We start from the raw sequence: 17917 nt of genomic DNA on the forward strand, positions 1-17917 counted from the left end.
TTAATTTTTTGGCTTGGTCCCGACGCCCGATGTCGACTTGTGGGTCCCGGGTCGGGGGATCGGAAAGCTTCGCAGGTCGTCGGATTTGTCTGACGGGTTATGCGGCGGATTTTACAGGACTGCCCGCGCGACGTTACACCCGTAATGCCCGGTTACCAACTGCAGCATCTATTTCTGCACGCAGCCCACACAATCTGTTCCATGCCTGAACGGCGGGAGTCAAACATGAAAAAGATGGCGATGGCGTTGTTGATGGTCGGGAGCCTGAGTGTGGCGGGTCAAGCGTCAGCTCACGGCAATGGCGGCGATGTGGTCGGTGCGCTGATCGGCGGTGCCTTGCTGGGCGCGGTGGTCACGTCCGCATTGAATCCGCCGCCGATGGTCGCTTACCAGCAGCCGGTCTATGCGCAACCGGTGTATGCGCAACCGGTGTATCAGCAGGCGCCTGTGTATGCGGGGCCGCCGCCGGGATACTGCTATGACCAGTACCAGCGTGCGTACGTCGCGTGCGGCGCACCGCCGCCCGCACAATATGGGTATCCGCAGCAGCCGCAACAGGGCTGGTAAACGGAAGGTACCGGCGCGCGTGTCGCTTCGACGCCCGCGCGCTGCAGAGAAAAAGGCCGTCGCAATATTGCGACGGCCTTTTCTTGTTGGGGGACTCCGCTCGGTGCTTCAGTGCTCAGTGCTTGTGATGTAGCCACTCCGCATAGTGCGTATCGAGCCAGCGCTCGAGGCGCTCCGGCCCCGTCTTATGGCGCGGGTGGGACGCAGCCCAGATCACGACGCCGACCAGCAGCATCACCAAAGGTCCCAACAAATAAGCCATTAACGATTCAGACATCGGAGCCTCCACCTCGGCTTGCAATCATGCTTTAGTTTAGGCGATGAACGGCGGGAAGAAAGGCTACTGTGATGGGTTGGCTGGCGGCGCGGCGGGATTGACGTGAATTGGCTGACGGGAAGCCGTTGCAGCGCGATTTAGAACCTCGTGAAGCGCTTATCTTTCTGTTTAAAGACATGGGGTTGAAGCTCAGTTTGATTTTGATGTGTACCATCGACGGCTTACGGCTTACGGCTTACGGCTTACGGCTTACGGCTTACGGCTTACGGCTTACGGCTGGCCGACGGCGTGGTGAGCCTTGGCAGCCGGCCTGGCGCTTACCGCATCTGCTGGACGTGCTGCACTTAGCCGATCACGCCTTGTCGGCCGCTCTCGATCTGGGCGTCGACAAAATCCGCCCACAGTTGCAAGCTTCGACGCCGCTGTGCCACATGCTCCGCGTGGCTGTCTCTGCCCGTGGTGTCTTTGACGGCATGCGCCAGCGCATTTTCAATCGCCTCCGAAGGCTGTCCCATCTCGTGTAGATGGGTCGCGGCGGTGCGCCGAAAGTCATGCAGGACGAAATGCTCCACGTCGAGTCCGAGCGATTTGACGGCCTGATTGAGCGTGCTCTTGGCGATCGGACGATCGTCGCCCCTGACGCTCGGGAAGACGAAATTCCGGCTGGTCTTCGTGTCCTGAAGCTCGCGAAGCAGGGCGACCGCCTGATGCGAGAGATGCACCACATGCTCACGGCTCTTGTTCATTCGCGCGGCGGGGATCGTCCATCGCGCTGCATTGAGGTTGAATTCGGACCAGGCCGCCTCGACGATGTCCGATTTCCGCACCATCGTCAGCACGAGCAGGTGCAAAGCCAATTTCAGTGGACGTCGAATGTTCGAGGCGTAGATCGCGCGGAGCATGGCGCCTATTTCGTCTGCGGCGAGCACGCGGGTGCGGCTGTCCGGCGTCGCGATGAAGCGGGCCGGGATGAGCGCTGCCGGGTTGGTCGTAGCGAGTTGCCGGGCAATCAGGTACTCATAGAGCCGCTTGACCGCGTTGCGCGTGTGGAGCGCCATCTTCGGCGAGCCACGGCTCTTGATCTGGTCGCATATCGCGCGGATGTCCTCCTCCGTCACGGCTTTGATCGGCTTGGCGCCGATGGCGGGCAGGACGTCTTTTTCGAGCGCGCGCCGCGTGGTGCGCTGATATTCGTTCGACTTGCCGGCCATCTCCGTCGCGAGATAGAGCTCCGCGCCCTCGCGCAGCACCTCGGCCTTGCTCTCCGCGCCGCGGTCGCGGCGCGCTGTCGCCACCGGCGAGACGCCGCTCGCCACCATCTCCGCGTATTTCTGCGCTTTGGCGCGCGCGACCCGCAGCGAAATCATCCGATAGTCGCCGATTGTGGCGAGCGGTTGACGCTTACCGTTCAACGAATAGCGGAAGCGCCAGACCTTGGTGCCGGTCGTCATGATTTCGATGACGAGGCCGTTACCGTCTGCTACGCAATACCGGGTGGCGCGGGGTTCAAGCGCGCGGATCTGTGCTTCGGTGAGGGGGGCGGCTAGTTTTGGCATGACGGCTCGTTGATACACGGACAACGGTGATTCTAAACTGGTTGTCTTTTGTGTACCAAAGAGATGGGCGGACTTAGGTCAACAGACCGTGTTCAGTGCGTGTTTTGCAGACCACCTGGAATTACCTGATTAGGCATACCAGATAAGGCGTTGGTGCGGAAATGTCCAACTCGTCTTACTTGCCGATGCAAAACCGGCTGAAAATCACGCCGAGCAGGTCGTCCGAACTGAATTCACCAGTAATCGAGTTCAACTGGTCCTGCGCGAGCCGCAGCTCCTCGGCGAACAGATCGAGCGCCTGGGAGTTCTGATCGGCGTGCGCCGCAGCCGTCGCCAGATGCTCCTGGGCCGCGCGCAGCGCAATCAGATGCCGCTCGCGCGCGAGATACACGCTCTCCGCACCCGCCTGCCAACCGGCGATTCGCAGCAATTCTTCTCGCAGCAACGCGACGCCATCGCCCTGTTTCGCCGACAGTCGCACTTGGCTGAGATCGAGGTCCGCGTCCAGCGGCGTCACGGTCGGTGCGAGTCCGGTCAGATCCGTCTTGTTCAGCACGCGCACCACCGGCACGCCGCTCGGGAAGCGGGCAGCGATCGTTTCGTCTTCGGCGTTCATGCCGGTTCGCGCATCGAGCAGATGCAGCACGACGTCCGCGCGTTCGATCTCGCTCCACGTGCGCGCAATACCGATTTTCTCCACCTCGTCCTCGGTATCGCGCAGACCGGCTGTGTCGATCACATGGAGCGGAATACCTTCGATCTGGATGGTCTGCGCAACCTTGTCGCGCGTCGTGCCGGCGATCGGCGTGACGATGGCCAACTCCGCGCCGGCGAGCGCGTTCAGCAGCGACGACTTGCCGACATTCGGCTGCCCCGCCAGCACCACGGACAAACCCTCGCGCAACAACGCCCCTTGGCGCGCTTCGCTCAGCACGTGCGCGAGGCGCTCGCGGATCCGCGTGAGCTTGCCGCGGGCGTCGGCGGCTTCGAGAAAGTCGATTTCTTCTTCGGGGAAATCGAGCGTCGCTTCGACCAGCATCCGCAGCGTGATGACCTCTTCGACCAGCGCGTGGATGTCGCGCGAAAACGCGCCGTCGAGCGAGCGTCCCGCCGAGCGCGCGGCGGCCTCGGTGCTGGCCTCGATCAGATCGGCGACGGCTTCCGCTTGCGCCAGATCCAGCTTGTCGTTGAGAAACGCGCGCCGCGTGAATTCGCCCGGCTCGGCCAGACGCAGACCAAACGCACGGCCGGCGTCGATGCAACGCTGCAGCACTAGTTGCAGCACGACCGGGCCGCCATGGCCTTGCAACTCAAGGACATGCTCGCCGGTGTAGGAGTGCGGCGCAGGAAAGTACAGCGCGATGCCGCGATCGAGCGCATTGCCGCTGTCGTCAAGGAAGGGCACGTAGCTCGCGTGACGCGGCGCGAGTGCCTGGCCGATGAGCGCCTGCATCAACGGCTGCGCCGCGGCTTCCCCGGCACGGCCGCACGAAATCCGCACGACCCCGATTCCGCCTCGGCCGGGAGCGGTGGCAATGGCGACGATCGGATCGGAATCGGTGGCGAGCATGGGAACGAGGCTATCAGAAGGAATTGAATGTGCAGGAGCGGGCGCCGGGCATTGTATCGCGGGCATCCTCGGACCTTGGACCGAGACCGGATTCCTGTTGCGGCCCGATTTTCATAGGACAAATGGGGATTTATCTCATACAAGCTAAGATAGCCTAAGACACACTTGCGACAGATGGACGCGCCAGAATGCCTAAAACGCACGCTACACAAGGAAAAGACGGTAGTCGGCGAAATCGTGAAACACGTTAATAGGTGGCGATTTCAAGCTAAAAATAGCCTATTTGAGCTATAAAATAGCGCGGTTGGTTGTCCACTGATTATGCGCCGAATTGCACAATCGGGCCCATGCCGACCTCCAAAGAAAAAGCAGCTTTCGCCAAACGGCTGAAAGACTCACTCCCCAAAGACATTAAGGGCGGGACCGATTTAGCCAGGGAATTCAATTTGCTTTATCGCAATGGCCCTGCCGTCTCACCACAAACCGCGCACAAATGGCTTGCGGGTACGACGATTCCAAAGCGCGATAAGTTGCAGGTTTTAGCCACATGGTTGCAAAAGGAAGTTCACTGGCTGCATTACGGGCCGACGCCATCCGGCAAGGCTAAACCGCTTGGTCGAGGCGAGAAATATCCCATGACGCCTGAAACGATCGAGCTGGTTACGCAAATGGCTAACCGGTTCGCGGGTTTGTCGCCGCGTCAGCGCAATCTGGTGGAAGAACTGATCACTGAATTTGACGGTGGCACGCAACAGGAAACCGGGGCCGTGCCTGAAGACGCTTCGACATCAGACGATAAGGGAACATCGGCCGAATCATAAAAAAAGCCGCCCGGCGCAAACCGGGCGGCTTTTTACAGCTAGCTTCACATCTGCCTGTCAGCCTGCGGGCGCTACCACCGCCCGCTTCCGGCAAGACATCAATCAGGCTGCTTTCGTCTTCGGCTTGCCCATCATCCGTGTGATGTAGTACTGCTGGGCGATCGACAGCACGTTGTTCACCACGTAGTACAGCACCAGACCGGCCGGGAAGAAGAAGAACATCACCGAGAACGCGATCGGCATAAACATCATCATCTTCGCTTGAACCGGGTCCGGCGGCGTCGGGTTCAGCTTGGTCTGCAGGAACATCGAGACGGCCATCAGCACCGGCAGGATGAAGAACGGATCCTGTTGCGACAGATCGTGAATCCAGAGAATCCACGGCGCGCCACGCATTTCAACCGACGACAGCAGCACCCAGTACAGCGAGATGAACACCGGAATCTGAATCACGACCGGCAGACAGCCGCCGAACGGATTGACCTTCTCGGTCTTGTACAGCTCCATCAGCGCGGAGTTCATCTTCTGCGGATCGCCCTTGAAGCGTTCGCGCAGGGCTTGCATACGCGGCGTGATCGCCTTCATGCGCGCCATCGACTTGTAGCTTGCCGCCGACAGCGGGAAGAACACGGCCTTGATCAGCAGCGTGAGCAGCACGATCGACCAGCCCCAGTTGCCGACATAGCTGTGGATCTTCTCGAGCAGCCAGAACAGCGGCTTCGCGATGATCGTGACCCAGCCATAGTCCTTCACCAGTTCCAGACCCGGCGCGATGCCTTCGAGCATGCGCTCTTCTTCCGGACCGGCGAACAGGCGTGCCGAGACGTCAGCCGATTGACCCGGGGCGATCGTCGGCACCGGCTCCTTCACACCAACGCGATACAGCGCCGGATCGATCTTCTCGACGTAGATGTCGCGCTTCACGCCCTGCTGCGGAATCCATGCCGACGCGAAGTAATGCTGCACCATCGCGATCCAGCCGTTGTCGGCCGAATTGACGAAGTCTTCCTTGTTCTTGTCGATGTCGCTGAACGTCATCTTCTGGAAGTGGTGCTGGTCGGTGTAGACAGCCGGTCCGATGAACGTGTGCGAGAAGCGCGGCGTTTCCACCGGCGTGTCGTCGCGCACCAGTTCCATATAGACCGACGGCGTGACCGGCGCGGTACCGACGTTTTCAATCTTCGTGTCGACACCGATCACATAGCTGCCGCGCGTGAACGTGTAGGTCTTGATGACCTTCACGCCACCCTTGACCGGCGATTCGAAGCTGAGCTTGAACGATTTTTCGTCGCCCGTCAGATCGGTCGGCTGATTCGGCGCCGGCGTGTAGATGTCGTTATGGTTCGGGAAATCGCCGCCGAGCAGACCCGTGCGTGCCACATACGTGTGGTTCGCGGTGCGGTCGAACAGCGTGATGACCAGATCCGGCTGCTTGCCGTCGCCTTGCTTGACGAGCGACAGCTTCGACAGCGTGCCGCCGCGAGTGTCGATCTCACCGTTGTAGACGTCGGTGCTGAACTTGACCAGTTGGCCTTGCGCCGCGGCCGGCGCGTTGCCCGGCGCTGCTGCGTTAGTGGCCGGCAAATCGGCGGGCTGGGTTCCCGGCGTCGTGGTTCCCGGAGCGGCGCTACCGACGGTCTTGGTCGGGTTGGCGCTCGGGAAGAACATCGACGGGCGTCCGTGGTCGCGTTGCCAGTTGTCGAACAGCATGACAGCTGACATGAAAAAGATGACCCATAGGACGGTGCGTTTGATATCCATGCGTTGTCTCAGTGTCGATGGAACGGCGCGTCAGCGCTTTTCAGAAGTGGGAGGCGGGACGAGATCGATGCCGCCCGCGGAAAACGGGTGACAGCGGCAAATACGCCTGGCGGCGAGATAAGTCCCGCGCGCGGCGCCATGATACTGGATTGCTTCGCGCGCGTAATCAGAGCAGGAAGGGTAAAAACGGCACCGGTTGCCGAGCATGGGGCTCACAGCAAGCTTGTAGAAACGCAATAAAGCGATGAGTACCGTTTGCATGGCTGGTGCGGCCGGACGGCGCCGCGCAACGTGGAGTACCGGGTGACGCCCGCGCAGCATGGCTGCCAGAGCCGCCTCAACTGCGAAACGAGCGTTCACTTGAGCGTCATTCCGTCTTGGGCGCTTCCGCGGGCGGCGCCTCACGACGGACAATTTCGCGCGCTGCCTTATCGAGCAGCGCCTCTATCTCGCTGCGGCACAGCGCCCTCAACGGGGGCGACGACGCGCTCGGCAAAGCCTTCTTGTCGAAGCGCGTGTGCAAACGCAGCAGCACATCCCAACCGCCGAATTCCGCGCGACGCAGCCGGAAGGCTTCACGCGCGAGCCGACGTACCAGATTACGCGTGGCCGCGCGCGGCGCATATTTCTTGCCGATCACGAGACCTAAGCGCGCGTCGTTGCCGGTGGGCCGGCCGTACACCACGAAGTGCGCGGTGCGGCGCCACGGGCGCAAACGAAAAACGGATGAAAATTCATCCGTTTTCAGTAGCCTTGCGGCTTTGGGGAAGGCGGCTTGCGCTCGCAACGGAACCGAGCCCAGTTGCAGCGCCCCAGCCGCTCCCGCTTCACCGCGGGCTTCGCTTATCACAGACGGAGCGCGCAATCCGCTCGCTCGCCTTAGATGGCGAGGCGCTTGCGGCCCTTCGCGCGACGTGCGTTGATGACCTTACGGCCACCTGCGGTCTTCATGCGAACGCGGAAGCCGTGGGTGCGCTTGCGGCGGGTAACGGAAGGTTGGTAAGTACGTTTCATGTTGCTCTCACTTGATCGAAAAATAACCGCGCGATCATCGCTGAAAGCGCAATGGCCGGAGGTTTACTGAATTGGTTTTCGCGGAACCCGCTATTTAAACCGGTTTTCTTTTGGCCGTCAATAGTTTAGCCTGGTTCGGCGCCAGGCTGGAGAAGCTTCGTCGGATGATCCGTCCCTGTGGATAACTCCCTTTCGCTGACGTTTTGGCGTTAGAATCTCGCCTTACTTCCCAAAAATCCTGCACGCCGCTCCGGCTCGCTTGCCCCGCAAACCCTTGTGGCACAAGCGCCTGGAGCCATTACGCCTGGTTCGGCCTGGCTGCTCAGGGCCTTGTTGCGTATGCGCGACAGGGGCAGCGGCGAACCGCCGTGCATACCATAACGACAGCAACTCGATGAACGATTTCTGGCAACACTGTTCCGCATTGCTGGAGCGCGAGCTTACGCCCCAGCAGTACGTGACGTGGATCAAACCGTTGGCCCCGGTCGCCTTCGACGCCGCTGCGAACACGCTTAGCATCGCTGCGCCGAACCGCTTCAAGCTCGACTGGGTCAAGAGCCAGTTCTCCGGCCGCATTTCCGATATGGCACGCGATTTCTGGCAGACGCCGGTCGATGTGCAATTTGTGTTGGACCCGAAAGCCGGCATGCGCGCCCCTGCGGCAGCGTCGTCGGCTCCATCGCGTCCGTCTTCCGCGCCTGGTTCGATGGGCGCTGGCCACTCGTCTTCTTCAAATGGCGGCGGTGCCGCGGTGGATGCGGCCGTTGGCGCCGTGCAATCGGCGCATGCCGCGCGTGCCAATGGCACGAACAGCGCGAACAACGCGATGGCAAACCTCAACGCGAACGCAGCACGCGCCGCGGCCGAAGATGCCGCCGATCTCGATCTTCCCAGCCTCGACGCGAATGAAGCCGCAGCTGCCCGCCGCACGTGGCGTCCGGGCCAAAGCGCCAACTCGAACGGCAACGGCGAGAACGACTCGATGTACGAGCGCTCGAAGCTCAACCCCGTGCTCACCTTCGACAACTTCGTGACCGGTAAGGCCAACCAGTTGGCGCGCGCCGCGGCGATTCAGGTCGCGGACAACCCCGGCATCTCGTACAACCCGCTGTTTCTATATGGCGGCGTGGGCCTGGGCAAGACCCACCTGATTCACGCGATCGGCAACCAGCTTCTGATGGACAAGGCAGGCGCACGGATTCGCTACATCCACGCGGAACAGTATGTGTCCGACGTGGTGAAGGCCTACCAGCGCAAGGCGTTCGACGACTTCAAGCGTTACTACCACTCGCTCGACCTGCTGCTGATCGACGATATTCAGTTCTTCTCCGGCAAGTCCCGCACGCAGGAAGAATTCTTCTACGCGTTCGAGGCGCTGGTCGCGAACAAGGCGCAGGTGATCATCACCAGCGACACGTATCCGAAGGAAATCTCCGGCATCGACGACCGCCTGATCTCGCGCTTCGACTCCGGCCTGACGGTGGCGATCGAGCCGCCTGAGCTGGAAATGCGCGTCGCGATTCTGATGCGCAAGGCGCAATCCGAGTTTGTGAGCCTGAGCGAAGACGTCGCGTTCTTCGTCGCCAAGCACCTGCGCTCGAACGTGCGTGAACTGGAAGGCGCGCTGCGCAAGATCCTCGCGTATTCGAAGTTCCACGGCCGTGAAATCACGATTGAAGTGACAAAAGAAGCGCTGAAAGACCTGCTGACGGTACAGAACCGGCAGATTTCGGTGGAAAACATCCAGAAAACCACGGCTGACTTCTACAGCATCAAGGTCGCGGATATGTATTCGAAGAAGCGTCCGGCGAACATCGCGCGGCCGCGGCAGATCGCGATGTATCTGGCGAAGGAGCTGACGCAGAAAAGTTTGCCGGAAATCGGCGAGCTGTTCGGGGGGCGCGATCACACCACCGTGCTGCACGCGGTGCGCAAGATTGCTGCCGAGCGCGGGACGGACGCGCAACTGAACCACGAACTGCACGTACTGGAGCAAACGCTGAAAGGTTAAGCAGCCCGGACGGAAATTTCGACCTGTTTATTTCGGAACTCGCCCCCATTTTAGTGGAGCGGTTCTGTTTTCAGGCACAATACAGGTTTAACCGCCCGGCGGCCGCGGGCGGAATTCACGCCGTGACAGGCGCTGCGTCGCGCCGGCGGGGAGCCGCGGCTGCGCGCTGTAAGGCTGGCAAGTCAGGCGCGCAGGCCGTCATATCAACGAAGGAACTCTATGCAACTGGTCAAGACCGAACGCGATAACCTCCTCAGGCCGCTGCAAACTGTGAGCGGCATCGTCGAACGCCGCCATACGTTGCCGATCCTCGCCAATTTGCTGATTACCAAGAACGGGCCTGAAGTGTCGTTCCTGTCGACCGACCTTGAGTTGCAGATCACCACGCGTGCCGATTTTGGCGTGGGCGGCGATTCGGTTGCGACCACGGTGGCAGCAAGAAAGCTCCTCGACATTCTGCGCGCCATGCCCGACGGGCAGGTTACGCTGACCTTGAACGACAAGCGTTTGACCGTGCAATCCGGCAAGAGCCGCTTTGCGCTGCAAACGCTGGCGGCCGACGAGTTCCCGACCGTTGCTCAAGCTAAAGACTACGGCGCGAACCTGGTGGTTCCCCAGAAAACGTTCCGCCAGTTGCTCGGCATGGTCCATTTCTCGATGGCCCAGCAGGACATCCGCTATTACCTGAACGGCATGCTGCTGGTGGTAGACGGTGACCAGCTGATGGCAGTCGCAACAGACGGCCACCGCCTCGCGTTCTCGTCGATGAAGATTGAAGGCTCGTTCGCGCGCCAGGAAGTCATCATTCCGCGCAAGACGATTCTCGAATTGCAGCGTCTGCTGGAAGACATTGACGACACGCTGAAGATCGACATCGCCGCGACACAGGTGAAGTTCACGTTCGGCCAGGTCGAACTGGTGTCGAAGCTGGTGGAAGGCAAATTCCCCGACTTCCAGCGCGTGATTCCGAAGTCGCATAAGAATCAGTTCTTGATCGGCCGTGAAGAACTGCAGCGTTCGCTGCAACGTGCCGCGATTCTGACGTCGGACAAATTCAAGGGCGTGCGCTGCATTATCGAGCCAGGCCAGTTGAAGATCATGTCGACCAACGCCGATCAGGAAGAGGCGCAGGAAGAACTGGAAATCGCGTACGACGGCGACAGCGTCGATATCGGGTTCAACGTCACGTATCTGCTCGACGTGCTCGCGAACCTGAAGGTCGACATGTTGCAAGTGAGCCTTGGCGATGCCAGCTCCAGCGCGTTGATCACGATTCCCGAGAACGACGAATTCAAATACGTCGTGATGCCGATGCGCATCTAACGCGTCCAAAAACCGAGAACACACCAAGGGGCGCAGTGCCCCTTTGGCGTTTTTATGGCGTTTTGAAAAGTCCCGAGCAGCAACCCAGCAGCAACGCAGAACCGGAAAAAATCCATGACTGAAACGAACAATTCGCAACCCGATAACAGCGGCTACGGCGCCTCGTCCATTCAGATCCTTGAAGGTCTCGAGGCTGTGCGCAAGCGGCCCGGGATGTATATCGGCGATACATCGGACGGCACCGGCCTGCATCACCTCGTATTCGAAGTGCTGGACAACTCGATCGACGAAGCGTTGGCCGGGTACTGTAACGACATCCAGGTCACCATCCACGCGGACAACTCGATTTCGATCACCGACAACGGCCGCGGTGTGCCGACCGGTCTCAAGATGGACGACAAGCACGATCCGAAGCGCAGCGCCGCTGAAATCGTGATGACCGAGCTGCACGCCGGCGGCAAGTTCGACCAGAACAGCTACAAGGTGTCCGGCGGCCTGCACGGCGTGGGCGTTTCGTGCGTGAACGCGCTGTCGTCGTGGCTGCGCCTGGTGGTGCGCCGTGACGGCAAGAAGCACTTCATGGAGTTCCACCGTGGCGTGCCGCAGAACCGCATCGTCGAAGAGATCGACGGCGTGGCTGTGTCGCCGATCCAGGTGTTGGGCGACACTGAAAACCGCGGGACCGAAGTGCACTTCATGGCCGACGAGACGATCTTCGGCAATGTCGAATATCACTACGACATTCTGGCCAAGCGGATTCGCGAACTGTCGTTCCTGAATAACGGCGTGCGGATTCGCTTGAGCGATCTGCGCTCGGGCAAGGAAGAAGATTTCGCGTTTGTGGGCGGCGTGAAGGGTTTTGTTGAGTACATCAACAAGAACAAGGTCGTGCTGCACCCGAACATTTTTCACATCAGCGGCGAGAAAGACGGCATTGGCGTTGAAGTCGCGATGCAGTGGAACGACAGCTACAACGAAAACGTGCTGTGCTTCACGAACAACATTCCGCAGCGCGACGGCGGCTCGCACTTGACCGGTTTGCGTGCGGCGATGACGCGCGTGTTGAACAAGTACATCGTGGATCACGACGTCGCGAAGAAAGCGAAGGTCGAGACGGCCGGCGACGACATGCGCGAAGGGCTCTCGTGCGTGCTGTCGGTGAAGGTGCCGGAGCCGAAGTTCAGCGCGCAGACCAAGGACAAGCTGGTGTCGTCGGAAGTGCGCGCGCCGGTGGAAGATGTGGTCGCGAAGGCGCTCGAAGAATTCCTGCTGGAAACGCCGAACGACGCGAAGATCATTTGCGGCAAGATCGTTGATGCTGCGCGGGCGCGGGATGCGGCGCGCAAGGCGCGTGAGATGACGCGTCGCAAGGGCTTGCTCGACGGCGTCGGCTTGCCTGGGAAGCTGGCGGATTGCCAGGAGAAAGACCCGGCGAAGTCCGAAATTTATATCGTCGAGGGCGACTCCGCAGGCGGCTCGGCGAAGCAGGGGCGTGACCGGAAGTTTCAGGCGATCTTGCCGCTGCGCGGCAAGGTGCTGAATGTGGAGAAGGCGCGCTATGACAAGCTGCTTTCTTCGGAACAGCTTGTGACGCTGATTACGGCGCTGGGATGCGGGATCGGCAAGGACGACTACAACCTCGACAAGCTGCGTTATCACCGCATCATCATCATGACCGATGCTGACGTGGACGGCGCGCACATCCGCACGCTGCTGCTGACGTTCTTCTATCGTCAGATGCCGGACATGATCGAGCGCGGGTTTATTTATATCGCCCAGCCACCGCTGTACAAGATCAAGGCGGGTAAAGACGAGCGGTATCTGAAGGATGCAACCGAGCTGAACGCGCACATGCTCAAGCTGGCGCTGAATGGGTCGGAGCTGCTGCCTTCTGAGAATGCGACGCCGATCGCCGGCGATGCGTTGGGTGAGCTGGCGCGTTCGTATCTGTTGGCGCAAGGCGTGGTGGATCGGCTGAGCCGGTTGTACGACGCTGGCGCGCTTGAGGCGGTGATGGATGGGGTCGTGATCAATCTGTCTTCTGAGCAAGCGGCTGAGAGCTCGGCGAAGACGCTTGAGGCGAAGCTGCGGGACGATCCGTTGAAGCCTGAGGTGAAGGTGACGACGATGTATGACCCGGTGCGTGAGCTGCGGTCACTGCGTGTTTCGCGGACGCATCATGGTAATCAGAAGGTTTCGGTGCTGGATGAAGAGTTTCAGCTGACTGCGGATTATCAGCAGCTTTTGACGACTGCGGATACGTTCAAGGGGTTGATCGGCGCGGGTGCGATGATCAAGCGCGGCGAGCGGAGTATGGCGGTTACCGACTTCAAGAGCGCGATGCGGTGGTTGATTGCCGATGCTGAGCGGAATGTTTCCAAGCAGCGATACAAAGGCCTGGGTGAGATGAATCCTGGGCAGCTTTGGGAGACTACGATGGATCCGGCTGTGCGTCGCTTGCTTCGTGTGCAGATTGAGGATGCTATTGCGGCTGATGGCATTTTCACCACGCTCATGGGGGATGATGTGGAGCCGCGTCGGGCTTTCATTGAGTCGAATGCGTTGAGGGCGGGGAATATTGATGTTTGAGCTTTGTTGTAGCTCGTAGGGCGACAGAGTAAGTGCGACTGGCGCCACAGTTTTGCGACTGTACGGCCGAGTTAATGCGACTGGCCTACATGGATATGGAGTGACCGCCGCAGTGTCTAAGGTCTGCTGACTCTTAATCCGTAGGTCGAGTGTTCGAGTCACTCACTCCCCACCAAGTATTTAAAAGGCTCCCGAGCAACCGGGAGCTTTTTTTGCTCCGCAAAATCCGCATTGCTCCGCAAAAATTCATATCCTCTGGCATCTTCGGGTGCTAGGCAAAATGAAATCTGTGCCAATTAAGTGAAAAAATGCGGACACAGCTCCTGCAAAACCTGGGGGCGACACTCATGGCGAGGACGCGACTGTCCAAGTCTGGCCGATTCTTGTCCGTCGCTGAGCTGCGACATGAGAGCCGTGGCCGCAACCGAACAGCTAGTCGGTCTGCGTCAACGAGGTCTTGTGGACTTTGCTCGCGGGCGCCAGTTCTTTTCATTTAACGAGGCAGAGAGAGACGAATATTTCACCTTCCGTGGCATGTGCTGATGAACCGGCGCTACCCCACGTTAAGGCTCACCGGCTCACCAGAGGTCACACGAACATGCGGATCACTCAGCCCGCGAAACCGGCTATTGTTGTCAAGGGCCGAGATTGCCGCATCCAAGCAGCCGCCAGAAAACCTGATCGCGGTCGAATCGTTGTCCGTCGAGCCATTGCCAAGCGACAACTGCCCACCAAGCACACGAGCAGCGATTGAAAACGCCGTCTGCTTCGCGCTCGTACGAGCGCGTTAGTAACCTTCTCCTGCGCCTTGAGCAAGGTATTGGCCTGTAGCAAGCACCAGCATCTCGCACACAACGGGTGGTGCCCCTACCTTGTCGCTCGGAAGTGACACCCCCTCGCGGCCCGAATAACGACAACTGCCGGTGCGAAAAAATTCCGCGGACCGTTTATCAAACCCGTCACCAAGCCCGTCCAAAACCTGCTCCCTCCGCAGTAGCAGCATGCTAGCGCGGCGGAAAACACGTGTCGTGGCGCAACGTTAAAGCCACTCCACCATATTAAAATAAAGCAGTCCTTCCGTTGCGGGCGGCTATCAACATTGCCCTTCGCTCGGTCGAGTGAAACTTGCCAAACAAACGAAAACCTCATGAGCGACGACAAAGACGGCTATATCACCAAGGTAATGGGCGCATTGGGCACGCTGGAGCGGGCCTCCGAGATTCAAACTTTCATGCTACTGAGTACGTTTGCCATTGCGGCCAACATAGCCTTAACGCTAACGCACCAGCAAAACCTTGCAGGGTTCTCCTGGCAATACGCGAAATCGAACGTCCCCTTTGGTCAGGTCTTGATCTTCCTTTGTGTCTACACACTATATATGTCGTGTGGTGTTGGAATCCTGCGAGCCGTCATCGACCCAATTGCGCTAAAAATCTCTCGTCCAGTTACCAAGCTTTTCGGTGACAGCCCAACGCAATCCAATTGGCGACTGACCGATCATGTAACTCCAATGGATCTACGCATAACCGCCCGCACTGCCGAAGACGATTTTTATCTCACAGTGCTTGAGGCCTACGAAGAGCGCAAGCGCGAGCGCGAATCAGGAGCTTGGCGAACAGCTTCACTCTCTTTTAGCTTGCTTGCCCTACTATTGATCGAGCTTTGTTTGCCGTCTGGCAGTTCGCTTTCGGCGGCCCTCGTCGTTTTTCTTGACAACATACTTCGTCACGCCGGGGACGCGATTGCCTTCGTCGTAATCACCGTGCTGCTAATTTTATGGCTATCGCAATTGCACGAAGCCGACCAGTCCGTCGACTGGGTATTTTGCCCACGTTTGTACAACAAGCTGCAGGAGCAGGAGGCTCAACTTGCAGAGCAGCGCAAGCGTGAGGACGAGAAGCGGCCGAGCCGGTTTGAGGCTTAGCGGCGAACCTCAACTCAGAAGCCGAGGGAGCTTGAACCTTTGGTGATCAGTGATCAGTGACCGGCGCCGCGCGACACACCGGCGCCGGGGCACACACAACCGACAGATCAGGCGACTCGATGCATGGCGAACACCGCAACTCCTGTAACCGCGCCGATAAGCAACAGTGATTTAAGCGGAAGCCAAGATAAAAACGAAACCAATGCGGACGAACGCGACCGGGTTCGAGTCCAATCAGAGGGGACGACCTGCCCGTCCAACAACATCGGAAGCCAGTACTTAGACATCAAATCATCTTCGAAGAAGTCGCTATGACCGCAATTGTGGAAACGATCACGAACGAAACTTGTCTTAAATCCAAATGTGCCACTCGCCCCGTAGCCCCAGGTAACAAGACGTGCGATCACCGGCCAATAGTCAAGAGTGCCAACCTCGTTAATAACCACACCCTTTACCCGGGCCATGACCTTATCCCATCTAAACTTTAATGGCACGATGCAGCCGCACAGAATCACGCGGTGCAGGGAAACATCGGTGGCATCCTCAAGAATCTGCGACAGAATGTATGTGCCAAAACTGTGAGCAACTACCGAAATGTCCGCGTCACGATGTTTCGTCTTAATGGCTCGAAACTCTCGGAGGACGCGATCTATGGGACGACGCCTAGTCCAAATCGGACACAAAAAACTAAGCACATCGAAGAAGCCGTAGCCCACCGGGTAGACATTCTCATGACCTTTGTCTGTCAGCGCACCCGCAAGACGTTCCTGCCACTCAGCATATGTTCGGATACCGTGCACTAACACGACGACATGTTCTCGCGGGACTGGGGCACCAACGCTCATTCCAAGAAAAAGCGCCGTCTCTGCTAGCTCTCGCTGGTCGGGATCGTCAATTTTGGAGATTTCGGCTTTAATGAAAGCGAGTCGTTCTCCAGCGGAGATGTTCTGCAACTCACCAAGGATTCGCGTCAGGAACGAATCTGTCACTTTAACGAGCCATCCCGGCGGACTCGAAACGATAGACGAGCTTCAACTGATCTGAGCGAACTTCGATTTCCCGTCCAATGCGCGAGTCAAAGAGAACTGCCGGCACCTCGGTCACGGAACCAAAGTCAGCGATACCACCTAAAGCGTCAGATTCCACACGAATCAACTTTTTCAATACGCCTTGTTGAACCAATCTTTGGAGTATTTTAATTAGGACGCCTTGCGATGATGGCTTCGCCACATCGAAGAAGCGTTGAACAGTCAACTCTTTAGTCTGCGTTCCTAATTTTTCGGCTTTGTCGAAAAACTCGGCAAGGCGCTCAACGCTTTCCGATTCCTCAGGAAACTCGTCGATTAAGGCTTCTAAGTTGATCGAGGACATACTGATAATCCTCCGCTGTACAGCTCGCAGGTAGAGCAAACTCATTCACTTCTCCGCCCAAGAGCACGTGCACGTCAGTTGACAGGCCTGTCGTCTCTTTGAACCAAATGTTAGCCCCTTCACAATACGCCGCCGCATCATGGCTGAGCAGATAGTCCAAACTTTGACTCACCGCAACGTCCGTCACCAGGTCACTCCCCTCGCTGCCGGTAGCGCCACGAAGAACATTACCCGCTTCATCGCGGATCGTGGAGTCGGTATACCTGACCGCTGCAGACAGCTCTGCTCGTTCGGCCCACAATCGATCCTTCGCAACAGACAGCGAAAGCTCCGTAAAATCGGTCGGCGGCAAAAATTGCGTAACTTGATTCCAGAATCGCCGGATGTCGACTTCATACTTCGTACTATTAGCATGCGCGGCCACGCGCACTTCGAGCAGGCCGTTGCGATGTAGTTTCGCAAGGTTCACGGCGCGCTCTTGCACCTTCGCATAAATCTTGTGCAACTCGTTGCCGAAGGGCTTTGTGCCAATGTACTTCTGATGCTCCCGGATTTCCACCGCTTTAATTGTGAAACTTAAATCAACCTTCGCTGTTTCCCACCGAATGTCGACCAGTTCCGGGTGCTCAGGCTTGGCGGTAGCACGGGCGGCGGTGAGGAGATCGCTCACGCCCAACTTCGAAGCGACTTGCGCCACCCGCTTGCGATCCATCAGCTCGGCAGCGCGTGCTTTCGGACAGAAATAAAGGAAAACGTGCTGACGACCGCATTCCTCAACCGAGCGCAGCAAATTCACCAAATCGGCGTTGGACAGGTGACCTTCTTGGACCGCAGGAATCAAGCGCTTGTTCAACATATCGTTCCAGGTGCCCGCCGAGGACGTCAATCCCTTCGACTTGAGGAACGTGCTTACAACCGTAAGGCTTGTGGCTTCCTGAATCAATTCCGCGATGTCTTTTGTATATTTCAAATCGTCTGCCAAGGCTCGCCCTCAATTCTCGCAAGTTTTTCCGAAACCGCCGAGGAAATGCTCCGCAATCGTAGCAGGATTTACCATCCGTAAGGCTCGCGACGGCGTCTTTCTGGCACCGGTGAGGAGCAAAAACGATGCTAGGCAATTGAATTAACTATGT

The 17917-nt window shown here is 58.7% G+C and carries 16 protein-coding genes; 6 read left to right on the top strand and 10 right to left on the bottom strand.

The features are described from left to right. Positions 1-225: 225 nt before the first annotated feature. On the top strand, positions 226-567 hold the full coding sequence (locus PQQ52_RS20295; RefSeq protein ID WP_408214995.1) for an ecotin precursor: 342 nt from the start codon (positions 226-228) through the stop codon (positions 565-567). 115 nt (positions 568-682) lie between these two features. Here the strand turns inward: PQQ52_RS20295 and PQQ52_RS20300 are convergent, their stop codons facing one another. The 3 genes from PQQ52_RS20300 to mnmE all read right to left on the bottom strand — a co-directional run bounded on the left by PQQ52_RS20300 (position 683) and on the right by mnmE (position 3970). After that, entirely contained in the window at positions 683-844 is a 162-nt protein-coding gene (locus PQQ52_RS20300) for a hypothetical protein (RefSeq protein ID WP_408214998.1), read from the bottom strand. A gap of 344 nt (positions 845-1188) precedes the next feature. Next, complete coding sequence (locus PQQ52_RS20305; protein ID WP_408215000.1) at positions 1189-2400, bottom strand: tyrosine-type recombinase/integrase; 1212 nt, start codon at positions 2398-2400, stop codon at positions 1189-1191. A 175-nt stretch (positions 2401-2575) separates the two neighbouring features. Then, the gene (gene mnmE, locus PQQ52_RS20310; protein ID WP_408215003.1) at positions 2576-3970 is read right to left on the bottom strand and encodes a tRNA uridine-5-carboxymethylaminomethyl(34) synthesis GTPase MnmE; all 1395 of its coding nucleotides are present in this window, start codon (positions 3968-3970) and stop codon (positions 2576-2578) included. A gap of 347 nt (positions 3971-4317) precedes the next feature. On the opposite strand from mnmE, the gene PQQ52_RS20315 reads away from it, so the two are divergent. Beyond that, the gene (locus PQQ52_RS20315; RefSeq protein WP_408215005.1) at positions 4318-4791 is read left to right on the top strand and encodes an XRE family transcriptional regulator; all 474 of its coding nucleotides are present in this window, start codon (positions 4318-4320) and stop codon (positions 4789-4791) included. 102 nt (positions 4792-4893) lie between these two features. On the opposite strand, the gene yidC is transcribed toward PQQ52_RS20315, so the two are convergent. From yidC to rpmH, 4 genes are all read right to left on the bottom strand, one after another. Continuing rightward, positions 4894-6552, bottom strand: a complete 1659-nt coding sequence (gene yidC / locus PQQ52_RS20320) for a membrane protein insertase YidC (RefSeq protein WP_408215007.1) — start codon at positions 6550-6552, stop codon at positions 4894-4896. A gap of 30 nt (positions 6553-6582) precedes the next feature. Next, on the bottom strand, positions 6583-6813 hold the full coding sequence (gene yidD, locus PQQ52_RS20325) for a membrane protein insertion efficiency factor YidD (protein WP_006050604.1): 231 nt from the start codon (positions 6811-6813) through the stop codon (positions 6583-6585). 106 nt (positions 6814-6919) lie between these two features. Further along, positions 6920-7399, bottom strand: a complete 480-nt coding sequence (rnpA, locus tag PQQ52_RS20330) for a ribonuclease P protein component (RefSeq protein WP_408215378.1) — start codon at positions 7397-7399, stop codon at positions 6920-6922. A gap of 32 nt (positions 7400-7431) precedes the next feature. Continuing rightward, positions 7432-7566, bottom strand: coding sequence for a 50S ribosomal protein L34 (gene rpmH, locus PQQ52_RS20335; RefSeq protein WP_004198824.1), 135 nt, complete (start codon positions 7564-7566; stop codon positions 7432-7434). 394 nt (positions 7567-7960) lie between these two features. Between rpmH and dnaA the strand changes: the two genes are divergently transcribed. The 4 genes from dnaA (at position 7961) to PQQ52_RS20355 (ending at position 15413) form a co-directional block, all read left to right on the top strand. Beyond that, the gene (gene dnaA / locus PQQ52_RS20340) at positions 7961-9577 is read left to right on the top strand and encodes a chromosomal replication initiator protein DnaA (protein ID WP_408215010.1); all 1617 of its coding nucleotides are present in this window, start codon (positions 7961-7963) and stop codon (positions 9575-9577) included. A gap of 219 nt (positions 9578-9796) precedes the next feature. Then, complete coding sequence (gene dnaN / locus PQQ52_RS20345; protein ID WP_201085769.1) at positions 9797-10900, top strand: DNA polymerase III subunit beta; 1104 nt, start codon at positions 9797-9799, stop codon at positions 10898-10900. 114 nt (positions 10901-11014) lie between these two features. Continuing rightward, entirely contained in the window at positions 11015-13489 is a 2475-nt protein-coding gene (gene gyrB / locus PQQ52_RS20350; RefSeq protein WP_408215014.1) for a DNA topoisomerase (ATP-hydrolyzing) subunit B, read from the top strand. Between the two features lie 1147 nt (positions 13490-14636). Then, positions 14637-15413, top strand: a complete 777-nt coding sequence (locus tag PQQ52_RS20355) for a hypothetical protein (protein ID WP_408215017.1) — start codon at positions 14637-14639, stop codon at positions 15411-15413. Positions 15414-15520: 107 nt separating this feature from the next. Here PQQ52_RS20355 and PQQ52_RS20360 read toward each other — a convergent pair whose 3' ends face one another. Genes PQQ52_RS20360 through PQQ52_RS20370 form a run of 3 tightly spaced genes read right to left on the bottom strand, consistent with a single transcriptional unit; the run spans position 15521 to position 17766 of the window. Next, positions 15521-16402, bottom strand: a complete 882-nt coding sequence (locus PQQ52_RS20360) for a lipase family protein (protein WP_408215019.1) — start codon at positions 16400-16402, stop codon at positions 15521-15523. A 1-nt stretch (position 16403) separates the two neighbouring features. After that, positions 16404-16784: a hypothetical protein gene (locus PQQ52_RS20365; RefSeq protein ID WP_408215022.1), complete on the bottom strand. Its 381-nt coding sequence runs from the start codon at positions 16782-16784 to the stop codon at positions 16404-16406. After that, positions 16741-17766: a hypothetical protein gene (locus PQQ52_RS20370; protein WP_408215025.1), complete on the bottom strand. Its 1026-nt coding sequence runs from the start codon at positions 17764-17766 to the stop codon at positions 16741-16743. The genes PQQ52_RS20365 and PQQ52_RS20370 overlap by 44 nt, the downstream gene beginning before the upstream one ends. Positions 17767-17917 lie beyond the last annotated feature (151 nt).

This window comes from Paraburkholderia sediminicola, from assembly GCF_046030555.1.
Classification (GTDB): domain Bacteria; phylum Pseudomonadota; class Gammaproteobacteria; order Burkholderiales; family Burkholderiaceae; genus Paraburkholderia; species Paraburkholderia sediminicola_E.